16 protein-coding genes are annotated in these 20,085 nt (G+C 29.4%); 6 read left to right on the forward strand and 10 right to left on the reverse strand.

Going from position 1 to position 20,085, the window contains the following annotated elements:
* Positions 1-66: 66 nt before the first annotated feature.
* Positions 67-1,020: a glycosyltransferase family 2 protein gene (locus EC396_RS11530; protein WP_129366841.1), complete on the forward strand. Its 954-nt coding sequence runs from the start codon at positions 67-69 to the stop codon at positions 1,018-1,020.
* A 1-nt stretch (position 1,021) separates the two neighbouring features.
* Here EC396_RS11530 and EC396_RS11535 read toward each other — a convergent pair whose 3' ends face one another.
* The gene (locus EC396_RS11535) at positions 1,022-1,573 is read right to left on the reverse strand and encodes a thioredoxin family protein (RefSeq protein WP_129366842.1); all 552 of its coding nucleotides are present in this window, start codon (positions 1,571-1,573) and stop codon (positions 1,022-1,024) included.
* Between the two features lie 49 nt (positions 1,574-1,622).
* Positions 1,623-4,163, reverse strand: coding sequence for an ATP-dependent Clp protease ATP-binding subunit (locus EC396_RS11540; protein ID WP_129366843.1), 2,541 nt, complete (start codon positions 4,161-4,163; stop codon positions 1,623-1,625).
* 256 nt (positions 4,164-4,419) lie between these two features.
* Between EC396_RS11540 and gyrA the strand changes: the two genes are divergently transcribed.
* Positions 4,420-6,945 (forward strand): DNA gyrase subunit A, encoded by a 2,526-nt coding sequence (gene gyrA / locus EC396_RS11545; RefSeq protein WP_129366844.1) that lies wholly within the window; start codon positions 4,420-4,422, stop codon positions 6,943-6,945.
* Between the two features lie 14 nt (positions 6,946-6,959).
* Positions 6,960-8,234, forward strand: coding sequence for a tetratricopeptide repeat protein (locus EC396_RS11550; protein ID WP_129366845.1), 1,275 nt, complete (start codon positions 6,960-6,962; stop codon positions 8,232-8,234).
* A gap of 59 nt (positions 8,235-8,293) precedes the next feature.
* Here the strand turns inward: EC396_RS11550 and EC396_RS11555 are convergent, their stop codons facing one another.
* A complete protein-coding gene (locus EC396_RS11555; RefSeq protein ID WP_129366846.1) occupies positions 8,294-9,175 on the reverse strand; it encodes a lysophospholipid acyltransferase family protein in 882 nt (293 codons plus the stop codon).
* A 113-nt stretch (positions 9,176-9,288) separates the two neighbouring features.
* Here EC396_RS11555 and EC396_RS11560 point away from each other — a divergent pair, with 113 nt between their 5' ends.
* The gene (locus EC396_RS11560; protein WP_129366847.1) at positions 9,289-9,936 is read left to right on the forward strand and encodes a rhomboid family intramembrane serine protease; all 648 of its coding nucleotides are present in this window, start codon (positions 9,289-9,291) and stop codon (positions 9,934-9,936) included.
* Between the two features lie 9 nt (positions 9,937-9,945).
* Here EC396_RS11560 and EC396_RS11565 read toward each other — a convergent pair whose 3' ends face one another.
* From EC396_RS11565 to dnaN, 5 genes are all read right to left on the reverse strand, one after another.
* A complete protein-coding gene (locus EC396_RS11565) occupies positions 9,946-10,428 on the reverse strand; it encodes a hypothetical protein (RefSeq protein ID WP_129366848.1) in 483 nt (160 codons plus the stop codon).
* Positions 10,429-10,566: 138 nt separating this feature from the next.
* Positions 10,567-10,701: a hypothetical protein gene (locus EC396_RS18215; RefSeq protein WP_255421342.1), complete on the reverse strand. Its 135-nt coding sequence runs from the start codon at positions 10,699-10,701 to the stop codon at positions 10,567-10,569.
* A 421-nt stretch (positions 10,702-11,122) separates the two neighbouring features.
* Positions 11,123-12,298: a class I SAM-dependent methyltransferase gene (locus EC396_RS11570; protein WP_129366849.1), complete on the reverse strand. Its 1,176-nt coding sequence runs from the start codon at positions 12,296-12,298 to the stop codon at positions 11,123-11,125.
* 18 nt (positions 12,299-12,316) lie between these two features.
* Positions 12,317-12,913, reverse strand: a complete 597-nt coding sequence (locus EC396_RS11575; protein ID WP_129366850.1) for an ACP phosphodiesterase — start codon at positions 12,911-12,913, stop codon at positions 12,317-12,319.
* 74 nt (positions 12,914-12,987) lie between these two features.
* Positions 12,988-14,106: a DNA polymerase III subunit beta gene (gene dnaN, locus EC396_RS11580; protein ID WP_129366851.1), complete on the reverse strand. Its 1,119-nt coding sequence runs from the start codon at positions 14,104-14,106 to the stop codon at positions 12,988-12,990.
* Positions 14,107-14,334: 228 nt separating this feature from the next.
* Between dnaN and EC396_RS11585 the strand changes: the two genes are divergently transcribed.
* On the forward strand, positions 14,335-16,851 hold the full coding sequence (locus EC396_RS11585) for a PIG-L family deacetylase (protein ID WP_129366852.1): 2,517 nt from the start codon (positions 14,335-14,337) through the stop codon (positions 16,849-16,851).
* A 107-nt stretch (positions 16,852-16,958) separates the two neighbouring features.
* Complete coding sequence (locus EC396_RS11590) at positions 16,959-18,638, forward strand: sodium:solute symporter (protein ID WP_129366853.1); 1,680 nt, start codon at positions 16,959-16,961, stop codon at positions 18,636-18,638.
* A 79-nt stretch (positions 18,639-18,717) separates the two neighbouring features.
* On the opposite strand, the gene EC396_RS11595 is transcribed toward EC396_RS11590, so the two are convergent.
* Together EC396_RS11595 and EC396_RS11600 are read right to left on the reverse strand one after the other, a co-directional pair.
* Positions 18,718-19,212 carry a DUF2911 domain-containing protein gene (locus EC396_RS11595; protein ID WP_164975256.1) on the reverse strand — a complete coding sequence of 165 codons (495 nt, stop codon included), beginning with the start codon at positions 19,210-19,212 and terminating at the stop codon, positions 18,718-18,720.
* Positions 19,212-20,054, reverse strand: a complete 843-nt coding sequence (locus EC396_RS11600) for a DUF2911 domain-containing protein (protein WP_129366855.1) — start codon at positions 20,052-20,054, stop codon at positions 19,212-19,214. Before EC396_RS11600 ends, EC396_RS11595 begins: the two co-directional genes overlap by 1 nt.
* Positions 20,055-20,085 lie beyond the last annotated feature (31 nt).

Raw genomic sequence — 20,085 nt, forward strand, 5'->3', positions numbered from 1 at the left:
GTACAAATTGAAAGATTTGTACTTTTTTTGTTTTAAAACATTTACATTAGTACAAATTTTTTACAATTGCAATTAACATTTTCCATAATAATTCCTGTTTACAACCGTCCTCAAGAAATTGATGAATTGTTACTAAGTTTAACCAAACAGACGTATTCAAATTTTTTTGAAGTTGTTATTGTTGAAGATGGTTCTGAAAATACTTCTAAAGAAATTGTTGAAGGCTATAAAAGTGTTTTAAATATTCAGTATTTTTTAAAAAACAATACTGGTGCAGGTGCAAGTCGTAATTTTGGAATGCAACAAGCAACGGGAAACTACTTTATTATTTTTGATTCAGATTGTATAATTCCGCCCAATTATTTGGTTGAAGTTGAAAATGCTTTGATGAATAATTACACTGATGCATATGGTGGAGCAGATGCTGCACATGATTCTTTTACCACCATTCAAAAAGCAATTAATTATAGTATGACTTCTTTTTTTACAACTGGTGGAATTAGAGGAAGTAAAAAAGCTGTTGATAAATTTCAACCCAGAAGTTTTAATTTAGGCATGTCAAAAAAAGCATTTGAAATAACTAAGGGGTTTTCTAAAATGAAAATTGGTGAAGATATTGATTTAACTTTTAGGCTTTGGGAGCATAATTTTGAAACACAGTTTATTGAAAATGCATTTGTATATCATAAAAGGAGAAGTACTTTTATGCAATTTTTTAAACAGACATTTGCTTTTGGTAATGGAAGGCCTTTTTTGAATAAAAAATATCCAGGAACTGCAAAAATAACGTATTGGTTTCCAACTGTTTTTAGTTTGTTATTGCTGTTTTCGTTAGCTTGTTTGGTTTTTGATATTCAAATATTTGCTTTGTTTTTTGGGTTTTATTTTACCTTGTTGTTTTTAGATTCATTATTAAAAAATAAAGATATTAAAGTTGCTTTTGTAAGTGTTATCACTACTTTAATTCAGTTTTTTGGATATGGATTTGGTTTTTTAAAAGGTCAATTGTTAAACAATTAATCTAATTATTTTGTTTAAACTGTATCGCAATTGCTTTTAGCTGTTCTGCAGTTAAATTTGATGTTTTTTGTAATTTATAGATAAAGGCATCAATTTCATCATCTGTACTTGGGCAACCAATATTAATGCCTTCACCTTTTAAAATTTCTTCACCAGCAATCATCTTAGAGTCTACTAATAAATTGGCTTTACTGTCAAAAATAAGATAAAACGGAATTCCTTGATTTTTACCACCGTATTTATTCAATAAATCTTCTGCTCCTGGGTTTTCTAAATTTTTATTTTTTTCTGATTCTAATACGGTTATATATGAAATTACATAATTGTCTGTAAAATATTTATTGATGGTTTTATTGTTAATATTGGCCTCCATTTTTTTACACCATCCACACCAAGAAGCTTTGAAAATGATAAAAACATTTTTATTTTCGATTGTAGCTTTTTGCAAATCATTTTTTAAAATTTGTGCTGCTGATTTTGGAGTTTCTTGTGCCAATGTTATTTGAAAACTCAATGCAATTAAAAGTACAAACAGGCTATTTTTTAATTTCATAATTGTTGTATTCAAAAAAAAAAGTTGAGCATTGCTCAACTTTTTTTAATTATTCTACTTTGTCTTTTCCTTTACCTTTATTTATTTTTATGGTTAGCTCGGTTTTTTCTTCATTCAACTCCATATAAATTGAATCACCTTCCTTTAGTTGAGAATTTACAATTTCTTCAGCTAAAGCATCTTCAATATATTTTTGAATAGCACGTTTTAATGGTCGAGCACCATATTGTTTGTCAAAACCTTTGTCGGCAATATAATCTTTAGCCTCATCGGTTAAGGTTAATTTATATCCTAAACCTTCAATGCGATTCACCAATTTTTTCAATTCAATATCAATAATTGAGTGAATATCTTCGCGTTCTAAAGCATTAAATACAATTACGTCATCAATTCTATTTAAAAATTCTGGAGCAAATGATTTTTTCAAAGCGTTTTCAATTACACTTTTTGCATTCGCATCGGCTTGTGCAGTTTTTGAAGCTGTTCCAAAACCTACGCCAGTTCCAAAATCTTTTAATTGACGAGAACCAATGTTAGAAGTCATAATAATAATTGTGTTTCTAAAATCAATTCTTCTGCCCAAGCTATCGGTAATATGTCCATCATCTAAAATTTGAAGTAACATATTGAAAACATCAGGATGTGCTTTTTCAATCTCATCTAATAAAACAACTGCATAAGGTTTACGACGAATTTTTTCAGTCAATTGTCCACCTTCCTCATAACCAACATATCCAGGAGGCGCACCAATTAATCGAGAAATGGCAAATTTTTCCATGTATTCGCTCATATCAATTCTAACCAAAGCATCTTCATTGTCAAATAATTCAGTAGCCAATACTTTTGCTAATTGTGTTTTTCCAACACCAGTTTGACCTAAAAATATAAATGAGCCAATTGGTTTGTTTGGATCTTTAAGTCCAACACGATTGCGTTGAATTGCTTTAACAACCTTAGAAACAGCCTCATCTTGACCAATAACTTTACCTTTTATTAAGTTTGGTAAATCATGCAAGCGATGACTTTCAGCCTCAGCAACTCTATTAACAGGAATTCCTGTCATCATAGAAACTACTTCAGCAACATTGTCTTCAGTAACAGTTTCGCGATTTAATTTAGAAGCTTCTTCCCATTTTTTTTGTTCAGATTGTAACAAGCTTTCAATACGTTTTTCATCATCGCGTAAGCGAGCTGCTTCTTCATATTTTTGACCGTTTACAGCAGCACTTTTATCTTCTTTTACTTTTTCTAATTGAGCTTCTAAACTAAGTACTTCTTTAGGTACAACAATATTGGTTATATGTATTCTAGAGCCAGATTCATCTAGAGCATCAATAGCTTTATCGGGTAAAAAGCGATCAGTCATATATCTACTAGTTAATTTTACACAAGCTTCAATAGCTCCATCAGTAAAATTAACATTGTGATGATCTTCATATTTATCTTTTATATTGTGTAAAATTTGAATTGTTTCTTCTATTGAAGTTGGTTCAACTAAAACTTTTTGAAATCTACGTTCTAAAGCACCGTCTTTTTCAATATTTGTACGGAATTCATCTAAAGTTGTAGCTCCAATACATTGAATTTCACCTCTTGCTAAAGCAGGTTTTAACATGTTAGATGCATCTAAAGAACCAGTAGCTCCACCTGCTCCAACTATTGTGTGAATTTCATCAATAAATAAAATGATATCATCATTTTTTTCCAATTCATTCATCAAAGCTTTCATGCGCTCTTCAAACTGTCCTCTATATTTTGTTCCAGCAACCAAGCTAGCCAAATCTAAAGACACAATTCTTTTGTTGAAAAGTATACGAGAAACTTTGCGTTGAATAATTCTTAGAGCCAATCCTTCAGCAATAGCAGATTTACCTACACCAGGTTCTCCAATAAGCATTGGGTTGTTCTTTTTTCTACGACTTAAAATTTGAGAAACACGTTCAATCTCTTTTTTTCTTCCAACCACAGGGTCTAACTTTCCTTCTTCAGCCAAACGAGTTAAATCTCGCCCAAAATTATCTAAAACAGGTGTTTTTGATTTTTTTTGAGGATTGTTATCGCTTTTTTGCTGTTCAAAAGGATTTGATTTTGATGTTTCAAATTCATCATCAGACGAATTTTCTGCTCTTGGTAATTCTATTTCTTCATCCATAAACAAATTTTTATATATATTTTTTACATCTTCATAACTTGCATCAAAATTATTTAGCAATTTAGTTGTTGGGTCGTTTTCATTTCTTAAAATGCACAACAACAAATGTGCAGTGTTTACTGAATCATTTTGATATAATTTAGCTTCTAAAAAGGTTGTTTTTAGTGCTTTTTCAGCTTGCTTAGTTAAATGCAAACTTTTCTTTTCATTTAAAAAATTGCTAGCTGGGTAAATTGGACTTAAACCTTCAATTTTTTTGCGCAAATGATCAAGGTTAATATCCAACGCATTTAAAATTTCAATAGCTTTTCCATTACCCTTTCTTAACAACCCTAACATAAGATGTTCTGTACCTATAAAATCATGTCCTAAACGCAAGGCTTCTTCTTTACTGTAGGCAATTACATCTTTTACTTTTGGTGAAAAATTATCGTCCATTTTTTTAAGTTTATATGGTAAATTTAACTGATTTTTTTCTTTTTATTATGCAAAAATAACACCACTTTTTAAGTTATTATAAAAAAGCGCGTTAAATAAGATTTAAAACTTCTGATATTCAATAGTTTATAGCTATTGTGTAATTGCAGTATTGTTGATAAATTTTATAAAAACAACCCTTTAAATTACTTGTGAAAATATGAAAAATTGTATATTGCTTTGTTAAAAAATACTACTAAAAATAAATATAAAATATATGGCAGACGGAGAAAAACTGATACCAATTAATATTGAAGATGAAATGAAATCAGCTTACATTGATTATTCAATGTCAGTAATAGTTTCAAGAGCATTGCCCGATGTTAGGGATGGTTTAAAGCCAGTGCATAGAAGGGTTTTGTTTGGAATGCATGAATTAGGAGTAAAAGCAACAGGCGCTTATAAAAAGTCAGCAAGAATTGTTGGGGAAGTACTAGGTAAATATCACCCTCATGGAGATACATCTGTATACGACTCAATGGTTCGTATGGCGCAAGATTGGAGCGTTAGATATATGATGGTTGACGGACAAGGTAACTTTGGGTCTGTTGATGGGGATAGCCCAGCAGCAATGCGTTATACTGAGGTTCGTATGCAAAAAATTTCAGAAGAAATGCTTGCAGATATCGATAAAGATACTGTTGATCATAAATTAAACTTTGATGATACCTTAAATGAACCAACTGTTTTACCAACCCGAATTCCAAATTTATTGGTTAACGGAGCTTCAGGTATTGCGGTAGGTATGGCTACAAATATGGCACCTCATAACTTAACAGAAGTTATAAATGGTACATTGGCCTATATTGATAACAGAGAAATTGAAATTTCTGAATTGATGAAGCATATATCAGCCCCTGATTTTCCAACAGGAGGTATTATATATGGTTATGAAGGTGTAAAAGAAGCTTTTGAAACTGGTAGAGGAAGAATTGTAATTCGTGCAAAAGCTATTATTGAAGAAGTTCAAGGTAGAGAATGTATTATTGTTACTGAAATTCCTTATCAGGTTAATAAGGCTGAAATGATTAAAAAAACAGCCGACCTTGTAAACGAGAAAAAATTAGAAGGTATAGCCAATATTCGTGACGAATCGGATAGAAATGGTATGCGTATTGTTTATATTTTAAAACGTGATGCCATTCCAAATATAGTTTTAAATAAATTATTTAAATATACAGCACTTCAAACTTCATTTAGTGTAAATAATATTGCTTTGGTAAATGGTAGACCAGAACAATTAAATTTAAAGCAATTAATCCATTATTTTGTTGAACATAGACATGAGGTAATTGTTAGAAGAACTGAATTTGAACTTAAAAAAGCCGAGGCCAGAGCCCATATTTTAGAAGGTTTAATTATTGCAAGTGACAATATAGATGAAGTAATTAAAATAATAAGAGGGTCATCTAATGCTGATGAGGCTAGAGAAAGTTTGATGAATCGTTTTGAATTGTCTGAAATTCAAGCCAAAGCAATTGTTGAAATGCGTTTGAGACAATTAACTGGTTTAGAGCAAGATAAATTAAGAGCAGAATATGATGAGATTATTTTATTGATTGCTGATTTGAAAGATATTTTAGCAAATGAATCAAGACGCTATCAGATTATTAAAGATGAATTAATTGCCATTAGAGATAAATATGGTGACGAGCGAAGATCTGTAATTGAATACGCTGGTGGAGATTTATCTGTTGAAGATATGATTCCTAATTCTAATGTGGTTATTACAATATCACATGCTGGTTATGTAAAACGTACAAATTTAGACGAATATAAAGTTCAAAATAGAGGAGGAAGAGGTCAAAAAGGTGTGTCTACAAGAAGTGAAGATTTCTTAGAGCATTTATTCCTTGGAACAAATCACCAATATATGTTGTTCTTTACTCAAAAAGGAAAAGTATTTTGGATGCGCGTTTATGAAATTCCAGAAGGAAGCAAAACTTCAAAAGGAAGAGCAATTCAAAATTTAATAAACATTGAACAAGACGATAAGGTAAAAGCATTTTTAGTAACCGAAGATTTGAAAGATGAAGATTATGTAAATAATCATTACGTAATTATGGCAACAAAACAAGGCCAAGTTAAAAAAACTTCATTAGAGCAATACTCTCGTCCAAGAACCAACGGAATCAATGCAATTACAATTAAAGAAGATGATGAATTGTTAGAAGCAAAACTAACAACTGGAGACAGCCAGGTTATGCTAGCCTTGAAATCTGGAAAATCTATTCGATTTGAAGAAAGTAAAACCCGTCCAATGGGTAGAAGTGCATCTGGTGTTAGAGGTATAACATTGGCCAATGATAAAGATGAAGTTGTTGGTATGATTGCTGTTAATAACTTAGATAGCAATATATTAGTTGTTTCTGAAAATGGTTATGGTAAGCGTTCAGATTTAGAAGATTACAGAATAACCAATAGAGGAGGTAAAGGAGTGAAAACCATTAATGTAACTGATAAAACAGGTGGTTTGGTTGCTATAAAAGAAGTGACTGATGAAGATGATTTGATGATTATTAATAAATCAGGAATTACAATTAGACTTGCAGTAGCAGATTTACGTATAATGGGACGAGCAACACAAGGTGTTAAATTAATCAATATTAAAGATAATGATTCTATTGCTGCAGTGGCAAAAGTTGTACACGAAGAAGAAGAATTAGATGAGAATATTGATACAATTGGCACGGAAATTGAAAACAATGAAAATAATAACGAAGAGAACACAAATCAAGAATAATTAATTTAATAACAATGAAAAGAACACTATTAATTCTGTCTGCTTTTATGATTAGTATGACAGTTTTCGGACAAAAAGATGAACTTAAAAATGCTCAAAAAAACATTGATGCAAAAAATTATGCAGCAGCAATAACTGAGTTAGACAAGGCAGAGTCTTTAATTTCTGCTGATGATCAAAAATCAAAAGCACAATATTATCATTTAAAAGTTTTAGCATTATATCAAAATGGTACTAACTTAGCTAATATTGAAAAAATAAGTAAGGCGTGTAAAGATTTGTTTAAATATGAAAAAGAAACAAAAGTAAAATATACACCAGAAGTAAGAGAAATTTCAAATAAACTTTTTGCGACAACAGTAAATAATGCATCTGAAAAATATAAAAAAGCTTTAGAAAGTGGAGCAGATGCTGATTACGCTAGTTCTGCAAAACTATTTTATATAGCATATACTTTAAGTCCAAAAGACACATCATATTTAGACAATGCTGCTTTGATTTATAATAGAGCAAAGCAATATGATAAATCTAGCGAGTTATATGAAAAACTATTAAAACTTAATTACACAGGTATTTCTAATTCATATGTAGCAACAAGTAAAAGTGATGGTCAAGATGTTACTTTTGCTGATGAGAAAGCTATGAATTTACAGGTTAAACTTGGTTTAGCTGAAAATCCTAGAGTTGAAGTGAGTGAGTCAAGAAGAAATATTATTTATAAGTATTTGGCTGAAAACCAGATAGAATTAAATAATTTTGATAAAGCTATTGAGGTTTTAGGTGAAGGTAGAAAAGAATTTCCAACTAGTTATGAGTTGCTAATTACCCAAGCAAATCTTTACTATAAGCAAGGTAATAATGCAAAATTCAAAGAATTATTGGAAGAAGCAATTAGACTTAATCCAACAAATGCAAGTTTGTATTATAATGTTGGTGTAATGAATATGGATCTAAAACATACTGAAGAAGCCATTGCTAATTTTAAAAAGGCAATTGAATTAGATCCAACATTTGCATCTGCATATCAAAATATTGGTACAGCAATAATTGATAAAGCACTTCCAATTGTTGATGAAATGAATAAAAACTTGAATGATTTTAAGAAGTATGATCAATTACAAGCGAAACAATTTGAAATTTACAAAGAGGCTTTACCTTATTACGAAAAAGCTTATGAGCTAGATAAAACAAGTATTGGAACAATCCAAACTTTGTTAGGTTTGTATGAAAATTTAGGTATGTCTGAGAAATCTAAAGCATTACAAGCTGTTTATGAAGGAATGAAATAATTTAGGATATAAATTATTTGTTATAAAAAAGCCCACATTTATGTGGGTTTTTTTTATAATTACTTTACAAATTTGTCTTTATGTTTGAAGCGTCTGTGGGTCCAAAAATAGTAAGCAGGTTGGGCTTTAATTTGAGCTTCAACTTTTCTTAGATATAAATCAGTTAATTCAAAATCAGGATGATTATTTGCGTTATCTGTAATTAAGCTTAGTGTTGTTTCGTAATATCCTCTTTTAATTTTTCTGGTATCTAAAAAAACAATATTCATATTGTATTTTTTAGCTAAAGATTCACCACCAGTATGAACAGGAACCTTTACGCCTAAAAACTCAGTCCAATATACACCTTTTTTAAGCTGTGGAGATTGATCGCTAAGCAATCCATATATTGATTGAATATTTTTTTTATAATTGTCGTATATTGTTGGGAGTATTTTTGAAGACTGTTTTAATGTAACGCCAAATTTCTCTCTCGTTTTTAATATTTTATTGTTAAAGTAAGGATTACTTACTTTTGTAAAAGCGGCATAAGCATTGTAATTAATAAAAGCATTCATACCAATAATCCACTCCCAGTTGGCGTAATGTGCGCTAATTAAAATTACACTTTTACCGTCTTTTTTTAATTCTTGAACTAATTCAATATTTGTATATTTATAATGTTTATCTAATTCTCTTTTTGAAATTGTAAAAGTTTTAACCATTTCCATAAAAACATCTACAAAGTGATGGTAAAATTCTTTTCTAATTTTAAATAATTCTTTTTCTGATTTTTCAGGAAAAGCTAATTTTAAATTATTTAAAACTACTTTTTTTCTATAGCCAATTACATAGTATAGTATTGTGTATATAAAATCAGAAATAATATAAAGCAACCGAAAAGGTAGGATTGAAATAAGCCAAATAAACGGATAAACTAGGTAAAAAATAAATAAATTCATAATATTGTAAAATTGACTCAAAAATAATTATAATTTTTTTGAATACGTTGAAATCATTCAACTCATTATCATCATTTTTTTATACATTCGTTTTTTAAGAAAAATCTAAAATTATGAATATTGATAAAGTACTCCTTTTAATAATTATAGTGAATGTTTTGTTTTCGATTAAGGGCTTTAGTGATCAGTTTTTTTTTGATAAATATAAATTTCAGATGGGTGCTATTCAACGAGGTGAAAAATATAGAATTTTAACTTCGGCATTTTTACATGTGGATTATTTGCATTTAATTTTGAACATGTATGTTTTGTACATATTTGCGCCTCAACTAATTGTTATTTTAGGTATTGTAAAATTTTTAATTATCTATTTTGGTAGTTTATTAGCGGGAAATATTTTTACACTTATTTTTCATAAAAACGAGTATTATTACAGTGCTGTAGGGGCTTCAGGTGCTGTGGCAGGAGTTATTTATGCTGCGATATTGTTAAATCCAGATATGAGATTATTTATGTTTCCGTTACCAATCCCTATTCCTGGATATATTTTTGGTATAGGATATTTGTTGTATTCTATTTATGGAATGAAAAAGCAAATTGGTAATATTGGTCATTCGGCTCATTTAGGAGGTGCTATTGGCGGATATGCCTTAACCTTGCTTGTTTTTCCTCAAATAATTTTCCATAGTATAACAACTATTGTATTGTTGGGAATTCCTATAGTTTTATTGTTGTTATTCCGAAATAAATTAAAGTCGTAAATTTTAAGCCTAATTGTTGTGAATGTTTTTTTGAAATTTCATGTTTTCATCCATTTCCTTCTTTAGGTCAACAGCCTGAATATAAATAGACATTTTGCTTCTTAAAAAGTATAGTATTACAATTACAATAGTTGTAATTGGCACGGTATAAATAAAACTAACTTCATCTAAATAATCATTAGCATCATTTATAACAGAAATTAATTGAAATAAATAAACGCAAAGAGGTATTAAAATGGCATGTGCCCACCAATGTTTACAGGTTATAAACCAAACAAATAGTAATAAAAAAGGCACAAACTTTGAAAAAAACATATATACATAGGATATAACAAGCCCATAATAACCAGCAGTTATTGTTCCAAATATTGTTTCATAATTCTCTAAGTCATCAGGAATGTTTTGGTGAATATAAAGAAGGTATGGTGTAAATACAATAATTAAAGTTATAAGACTTCCAACGTATAATGAAATTTTTCTCGTGTTTTTCATTCTTTTATAATGAATATGAAAATATATTTATCAAATATATAATATATTTAACAGAATCAAAAATAAATTAAAACAGCAAAACGCCACAATTTATATTGTGGCGTTTTGTTTTGTATTGTTTACTAAGTAAAGTTAAATCTATCTCTCTTGCGAAGGGATTACAATTAAACTTTTTTTGATCGCCTGTTTTTCAGTTGATTGAATAGTTAATACACTCACAGCAACAAATGCAGCTACCATAAGCAATCCGAAAATTAATTTTAATTTTTTCATTTTAGTAAGAATTTAAATGATTAGTAAGAACTTCAAACTTACATTAAATCTTACATATAGGCAAAAAAAATCCCTCATTATTTTTAAATATTTTTAAAAATAACAGATTAAAAAGTTGTTTTCTTAATATTTACAAGGGGTAAAACCCCTTTTTTGATATGAAAACACTTTAAATTTTAATTAATAAAATTTTTATTTTTGGAGATTTTTAAAAGCAAATTTGACTTTAAAAACAAAAATTGGGGAACTTTTGTATAAAAATCAACAAATTAAAACTCCTCTCCGTAAAGAGTTTATATTTATAGGGACGCTCTTATTACTGCAAATTTAGACTATTTATTTAGAAATGCAAGTTGACTGTTGCAATTATTAAATCGCTATTAATTGTATTGGTAAGTTTATTGGAATCTCAAAAATGCATTTATATTTTTTCACAAACCAATACAATATAATTGTTGTTTAAATCAGTGGTGAAAAATAAATATTGATTTCCTCCATCTTTTATACCTGTTTTCTTTCTAATTTGTTCAACAGTTTCTGGGAAATTACGTGTTGTAATATTTGCCTTTTTTGAAGGGATTAATTTTTTGAGTTGTTTTTTGTCATATGTAATGCAATGCAATATTTTAAAACTTCTTCCCGGAAATTCAATTAAATTATTTGATGTATACAAATGAGAATGTTGATGAAGTTTCTCGATTTTATAATGTGTCGAAATTTGATTAAATGCACCAGATTTTAAAATAGCAGCATTTGGTTCAAAAATATATTTTTTAGGTTCCGAATAATTTGCTGTTACAGTATTATTGAAATCAAAATTAAATTGTTGACTATTTGTTTTGTTAAAATTGATGGTTTTAATTAAAATCGATTTATTGTAGTTTTTTTCTAAAATAAACAGCAATTCTTTTACTTCATTTTCAATTGCAATAATATGTATTTCTTTTACAAATTTTAATTCGTTTATGGCACTTGAAATATCTAAAATTGGAGATACCTTAATTAAGATATTTTTGGTTTTTTTAAACAATACATCTAAATTTTCAGGAATATTGGGTAAGCAGTCTCCTAATAAAAAAACTTTACCTTTTAAATCACTTCTTCTTGAAGGATCAGTATAAATCCAATCGTAATTTTGTAAACTATTTTTTAAATATTCTATACCATCACTATTATAAGTTTGAATATTTTTGAGGTTTAATTGTTTGAAATTATGATTTACTATTTCAGATAAATCTTTGTCAATTTCACAATGTGTTACATTTTCAACATTTTGTGAAAAATAATAAACGTCAACACCAAAACCACCTGTAATGTCAATTATGGAATCACCTGAAATTAAATCTGATTTATATTTTGCTGTAATTTCTGAAGAAGTTTGCTCAATATTTAATTTATTAGGAAAATAAATATTTTTGGTAGAATACCAAGTGGGTAATTTTTTTTCACATTTAGTTTTGGAAACTATTTGTTCTGCAATTTCTTGAATAGTAACAGTTTTAAATGGACTTCCTTTTAAAATTAGTTTTGTTATATCCGATTTTAGATTCGAATTTATAAAATCTTGAACGTTTGTATTTAAAATTTGTGTATTCAATTTATTGGTCGCTTTTTTTTATTTATTAGCCAAAAGATAAGCAGTTTTTTCTTCAACAAAAAATTCTAAATCTTTAAAGAAATTAGTAAAATCTTCTTCAAATTCATTATAGTGTAAATTTAAATCTTCAATAGCTAAATTCATTTGTGAAATACCTTTTGTTCTTCTGTTCATACCTCCCAAAACACGTTCAATTCCTTCTAAAGTTGCATAATTGACTAGCCAATTATACTGTATCATATTGGGTAGTAATTTTTGTAGTTTTTCTGGGAAATCAGCTGCGTTTTTTGTTAAAAAATGATAGGTGTTTTCAGCGTATGATTCTAATGAAATTGGAGAATACATATTCCAGTTTTTAGCTAAAAAGTGATCGTATAAAATATCAATAATCACACCGTCGTAATGTCTATATCTTGGATGTAAACGGTGCATACTTTTTTTTACAATAGGATGGTTATCAGTATAATTGTCTATTTCTCGATGTAATAGAATGCCAATTTGAATTTCTCGGGGATAATTATTGTGCTTTTTACCTTTAACAGCATCAGCAATAAAATTTCCTATTAAAATATTTTTATTGTTTTTAGAAAGGTATAAATGAGCCAAGAAATTCATAAAATCTGTTTAAAACAATGATACAAAAAAATCCGCATTTAGCGGATTTTTAGTATTGTATTTTGAATTATATCTTAACTGTTTAACATAACAGGCATTACCAACATAGTAATAAATTCGCCTTCTTCAACACCATCAACAGGTGTTAAAATTCCGGCTCTATTAGGTAAACTCATTTCAATTAGCACTTCGTTTGAGTCTAAATTGCTTAACATTTCTGTTAAAAAACGAGAGTTGAAACCAATTTGCATATCGTCTCCTTGATATTCACAAACCAATCTTTCTTTTGCACTATTTGAATAATCTATATCTTCAGCAGAAATGTTTAACTCTGTTCCTGCCATTTTTAATCTAATTTGGTGTGTAGTTTTACTTGAGAAAATAGAAACACGTTTAACTGAATTCAAGAAAATCCCACGTTCAACTGTCAATTTATTAGGGTTTTCTTTAGGTATAACAGCTTCGTAATTAGGGTATTTCCCGTCAATTAATCTACAAATTAATACTACATTGTCAAAAGTGAATTTAGCATTTGAATTGTTATATTCAATAGTTACATCACTTTCAGTACCTCCTAAAATTCCTTTCAATAAATTCAAAGGTTTTTTAGGCATAATAAATTCAGCAGAATCGTTTGAAACAACATCTGTTCTAGAATATTTTACCAATTTATGTGCATCCGTAGCTACAAATGTTAAGCTATCTGAATTAAATTGAAAAAACACACCACTCATTACTGGTCTTAAATCATCGTTTCCAGCAGCAAAAATAGTTTTAGAGATCGCTGTTGCTAATATTTCTCCAGGAATTACAGTACTGCTAGGTGATTCAATTGAAACAGCTTTAGGAAATTCATTTCCATTAAAATAGGCCATATCATATTTACCATGACTAGAGCTAATTTCAATAGTATTATTTTCTTCTGTTTTAAAAGTTAATGGTTGGTTTGGAAATGTTTTTAAAGTATCTAGTAATAAACGAGCAGAAACTGCTGCAGAACCTTCAGATTCAGACTCTACATCAATAGTAGTACTCATTGTTGTTTCTAAATCAGATGCTGATATTTTTAATTCATTTTGATTTAGTTCGAATAAAAAATTATCTAAAATTGGTAATGTGTTGCTGCTGTTTATAACACCTCCTAAAACTTGAAGTTGTTTTAATAATTGACTACTTGATACTATAAATTTCATTGAAGCTTATTTTTAATGAATAATTAACAAAGATATTCTAAATATGTTGTTTTAAAAAAGATATTTATCAACAGTCAAAAACCAATAATTCAGCGCTAATTTGTAGTATAATAGCAAGTTAGGTATAATTAAAAATAAAAGTTATAATTATGTTAATATAGTTTGTTAAAAGGCGACCCTGTTATATAAATTTTATATTTGTTTTAAACTTACAATCTACTTTTATATATGAAGAAATTATTTGCATTTCTATACTTATCATTATTTTTTACATCAATATTAATTGCTCAAGTTCCTGAAAAACAGAATTCTGCAGCTATTTTTGAATCTATTCAAAAACTAAATTTTTTAGGTACTGTATTGTATATAGCAGCACATCCCGATGACGAAAATACACGTTTAATCTCTTATTTTGCCAATGATTTAAAAGCTAGAACGGCTTATTTAAGTGTAACAAGAGGTGATGGTGGGCAAAATTTGGTTGGGCCAGAAATGAGTGAATTGTTAGGTGTTATTAGAACCCAAGAGTTGTTGTCTGCTAGAAATATTGATGGTGGAGAACAATTTTTTACCAGAGCAAATGATTTTGGGTATTCAAAACATCCTGATGAAACTTTGGAAATTTGGAATAAAAATGAGGTTTTAAAGGATGTTGTTGCTGTTATTAGAAAATTTAAACCCGATGTGATTGTCAATCGTTTTGATAATAGAACCCCAGGATCAACACATGGTCATCATACTTCTTCAGCAGTTTTAAGTGTTGAAGCTTTTGATTTAGCGGCTGATGTAAATTATAAAACGTATTTAAAAAATGATGAAGTTTGGAATCCAACTCGTTTGTTTTTTAACACATCTTGGTGGTTTTATGGTAGTGAAGCAAATTTTGAAAAGGCAGATAAAACCAATTTATTAACCCTTGATATTGGTACCTATTATGTTAATAAAGGTTTGTCTAATGGTGAGATAGCATCATTAAGTCGAAGTCAGCATCAATCTCAAGGTTTTGGAAGTACAGGAGTTAGAGGTAGTCAAATAGAATATTTGGAGTTTTTAAAGGGTGATTTTCCAAATAATAAAAATGTTTTTGAAGGCATAGATACTTCGTGGAATAGGGTAAAAGGCGGTAAAGAAATTGGTGAAATTGTTTCAAATATTGAAAGGAATTATGATTTTAAAAATCCATCAGCAAGTATCCCGCAGTTAATAAAAGCATATCAATTGATTCAAAAGTTAGAAAATGAATATTGGAAAACTATCAAATTAGAGGAGGTAAAAAATATTATCGCAGCCTGTAGTGGTTTGTACTTAGAGGCAGTTGCAAACAATGCTTCAACAACAATTGGTTCTAAAAATACATTTAAAATTGAAGCAATTAATAGAAGTAATTATGCGATTAATTTAAAATCAGTAGTTGTAAATCCGTTAAATATTGTTGAAGAAAAAAAATGGAGCTTAACTAAAAATGAAGCTGTGTTTTTTTCTGTTGAAGTCGAAATTCCTTCAAATAGCAACCAAACATCTCCTTATTGGTTGGTTGAAAAGGGAAGTTTGGGAATGTATAAAGTTGCTGATACCAATTTGATTGGATTGCCCGAAACTCCAAGAACAATTACGGTTGTATTTAATTTAGACTTTAACGGAGTTTCAATTCCTTTTTCAAAAGAAGTTGTTTACAAATACAATGATCCAGTTAAAGGAGAAGTATATCAACCATTTGAAATATTGCCAGAAATATCTTCATCATTTAATGAAAAAGTTTACATTTTCGACAATAATAATGCTCAAAAAATTACCCTAAAAGTAACTGCGGCTAAAGATAATTTAGAAGGTGAACTTGTTTTGTGTGTTCCAAAAGAATGGACTTTTTCTCCTGAAAATCACAAATTTAAAATGACTCAAAAAGGAGAAGAACAAAGTTTTGATTTTGAAGTGTTTCCGCCAAAAAATCAATCGGAAGGTTTAATTTCTCCCATTGTAACAGTGGGGGAAAAATTATTTACCAATGAATTGATTGAGATAGATTACGGTTACATTCCTTTTCAATCTGTAGTAAAACCTTCAGAAGCAAAAGTTGTACGCTTAAATATTGAGAAAAAAGGACAATTAATTGGTTATATTCAGGGAGCAGGAGATGTAATTCCTACAAGTTTAAGACAAATTGGTTATACTGTTGTAGAATTGAATGAAGATGATATTACACCTGAAAAATTAGCAAATTTTGATGCTGTAATTTTAGGAATTCGTGCGTATAATACCAATGATAAAGCAAGTCATTATCAAAATTTTTTGCATCAATATGCTAAAAACGGCGGAACTTTAATTGTACAGTACAATACCAATCATCAGTTAAAAGTTAATGAAGTTGCACCATATTCATTAAAATTATCAAAAGATCGCGTAACAGATGAAAATTCGGAAGTTCGCTTTATCAATCCAACACATGAATTGTTAAATTACCCAAATAAAATTACCGAAAGTGATTTTGATGGCTGGGTTCAAGAGCGTGGTTTGTATTTTCCAAATGAATGGGATTCGAATTTTGAAACCATTATTAGTATCAACGATAAAAATGAAAGTCCAAAAGATGGTAGTATTTTAGTGGCTAAATATGGTAAAGGAAATTTTATATATACCGGTTTAAGTTTGTTTAGAGAATTGCCAGCAGGTGTGCCGGGCGCTTATAAATTAATGGCAAATATGCTTTCTGTTGGTAAAAATAATACAAAAGAACCTATGAAAAACTAGTATGGAAAAACCAAAATATACATGGAAAAAGGAATATTCGGTTGTGCTAATTTTAAATGCAGTTTATATTGTGTTGTTTTATATATTAATGAAAATATACGTGTAACATGCAACAATTAGACTGGATTGTACTTATTGGAACTTTGTTTTTTATTGTTGCTTACGGAGTTTACAAAACCAAAGGAAGTAAAAATGTTGATGATTATATAAAAGGTGGAAGTGAAGCCAAATGGTGGACAATAGGCTTGTCTGTAATGGCAACGCAAGCCAGTGCCATTACTTTTTTATCAACGCCAGGACAAGCTTTTCATAGCGGTATGGGATTTGTTCAGTTTTACTTTGGATTGCCAATTGCTATGGTAATTATTTGTTTGGTTTTTATTCCAATTTACCATCGTTTAAAAGTATATACTGCTTATGAATATTTAGAAACTCGTTTTGATTTAAAAACAAGGAGTTTGGCTGCAATTTTGTTTTTAATTCAGCGGGGTTTGGCTGCCGGAATTACCATTTTTGCGCCTGCAATTATTCTATCAGCGGTTTTAGGTTGGGATTTAACAACTTTAAATATTTTAATTGGGACACTTGTAATAATTTATACAGTTACAGGTGGTACAAAAGCAGTTAGTGTAACTCAAAAACAGCAAATGGCTGTTATTTTTGCAGGGATGTTTGTTGCATTTTATTTAATTGTAAGTTATTTACCTGCTGATATTTCTTTTTCAAAAGCATTAAAAATTGCTGGTGCTAGTGGTAAAATGGATATTTTAGATTTCTCTTTTAATTTAGATAACAGGTATACATTTTGGAGTGGAATTATTGGTGGAAGTTTTTTAGCACTTTCTTATTTTGGAACAGATCAAAGTCAGGTACAACGATATTTATCAGGTAAATCTGTAAAAGAAATGCAATTAGGACTCATATTTAACGGTTTGTTAAAAGTGCCTATGCAGTTTTTTATTTTATTGGTGGGTGTAATGGTTTTTGTGTTTTATCAATTCAATGCTTCGCCCTTAAATTTCAATCCGGCAGCAACAAAAACGGTTCAAAATTCAATTTATGGTGCTGAATATGAGCAGTTAGAAAATAAACACAAAGAAATTGAGTTACAAAAAGCTGAAGTAAATTTAAAATATGGAAATAATTTAAACAATGTAGGTTTGGTTACTGAAATTAAAAATTTAAATGCTTTAGATATTGAAAATAGAGCGCAAGCCAAAGCGTTGATTATAAAAGCAGCTCCTTCAGCAGAAACTAACGATAAGGATTATGTATTTATTCATTTTATATTGAATAATTTACCCCGCGGACTGATTGGCTTATTGTTAGCTGTAATATTATCAGCAGCAATGTCCAGTACAGCATCAGAATTAAATGCGTTGGCAAGTACAACAGCTATCGATTTGTATAAAAGAAATGTGACTTCTAAAAAAACCGATGCGCACTATGTTAAAGCTTCAAAGTGGTTTACTTTAACTTGGGGTATTATTGCAATTTCAGTAGCTTGTGTGGCGAGTTTATTTGATAATTTAATACAGTTGGTAAATATTATTGGGTCTATTTTCTATGGAAATGTTTTAGGAATTTTCTTATTGGCATTTTTTATTAAATATGTAAAAAGCAATGCTGTTTTTTTGGCAGCTTTAATTACGCAGGTTATTGTAATTATAGGTTGGTATTTTGATTGGATGCCTTATTTATGGCTGAATTTATTTGGTTGTGCTTTGGTTATGCTTATAGCTGTAATAATTCAAATATTTACTAAAAATAAGTTGGTTGCTGTATAGGATTCAAATTTTTATTCATAAAAAAACCTTGTAAGAAATACTTCTTACAAGGTTTTTTTGGTTTTGTAGATGTTAAAAATTAATTTACAGGAATTGTAAATCTTGCTTTTTCCCAAGCAAAATTTATTTTATTTTCTTTTACAGAATAGGCTAGTACTTCCTGACTTTTGTTTTCAAAAACAGGAGTTACTTTAAGTCTTAACAAATCATTTTCTTGGTTGTATCTATTAGATCCCCAAGCATCATTTTTTGTACTTAAAATAACTGTCCAGTCATCATTTTCATTTGGAATAATAAAAAATCCATATTTCCCAGCAGGTACAATGGTGTCTGCAATAGAAACATCTTCGCTAAAAGACACGGTTGTATTTTCATTTGCGCCAGCTCTCCATACTTTTCCGTAAGGCACCAATTCTCCCCAGATAGTTCTGTTTTTAACGCTAGGTGCACCATAATCTATATCAATAACAACATCTTCAGCAATGCCAGAAACTTGAGTTCTAGGGCTTACTTGCGCAAAAGTTATGGTTGTAATAAATAGAAAAACCAGTGTTAATTTAAATTTTGAAATCATTATTTTGACCATTCAGCAATTGATTCTTTATTCATTTTAATATAGTCAGCATTTTTTGCTTTTTCAGCACCTGCCAACGATTTTTTAGCAGTAGCTATTGCTCCTGCTTTGTCGCCCATATCAGCTTGTATTAAGCTCATTCTTCTTAAATACCAAAACGGAGCATCATCACCTTCACAAGCCTTTTTAATCCAAGTTAATGCTTGTTTTAAGTCTTTTCCTTCAGCTTGATAAAAAGATGCAGCTTGAAAATAATCGTTTTTTGTAGGGCCTGCCATCACAGTTTCAATACTTTTTGATGCAATTTTATCGGTAGGAACTTCAAAAGTTACGCCCACATAAATGTTAGCCCAAAGAATTCCAAGTACCGCTGAATTTGTTTTTAAGTCATCAATTTCAATTGTAAAAGTCTCTATGTTTTCACTAATTGTTAAAGCATCAACAGTTGTTTTTGCAGCAACTTTACTTTCATCCCATTGTTGAGGTATTCCCCAGTTATTGGCATCGCTGTAAAAAATCACATCCCAATTTTTTTCATTAGGAATGGTGTAAATAGCATAAGTTCCTTTTTTTAATTCTTGTCCGTCAATGGTAACATTATCTCCAAAAGTAATTTTTGTATTTGCATTTGCGCCAGTTCTCCACATTTTACCATAAGGAACTAAATCTCCAAAAATTGTTCTGCCGCGCATAGATGGGCGAGAATATTCAATAGTTACATCAGTTAAACCTACAACTTGCTCTAATTTGGCAGCAGGACTAGGTTGCGGTGTTTTAATTTGTGCGTTTATTGTTGAAGACAATCCAACTAATAATGTAAGGATAAATAGTTTTTTAATCATTGTAGTAAATTTTAGTTAGATAACAAATATA

Source organism: Lutibacter sp. HS1-25, from assembly GCF_004121075.1.
Taxonomy (GTDB): Bacteria; Bacteroidota; Bacteroidia; order Flavobacteriales; family Flavobacteriaceae; genus Lutibacter.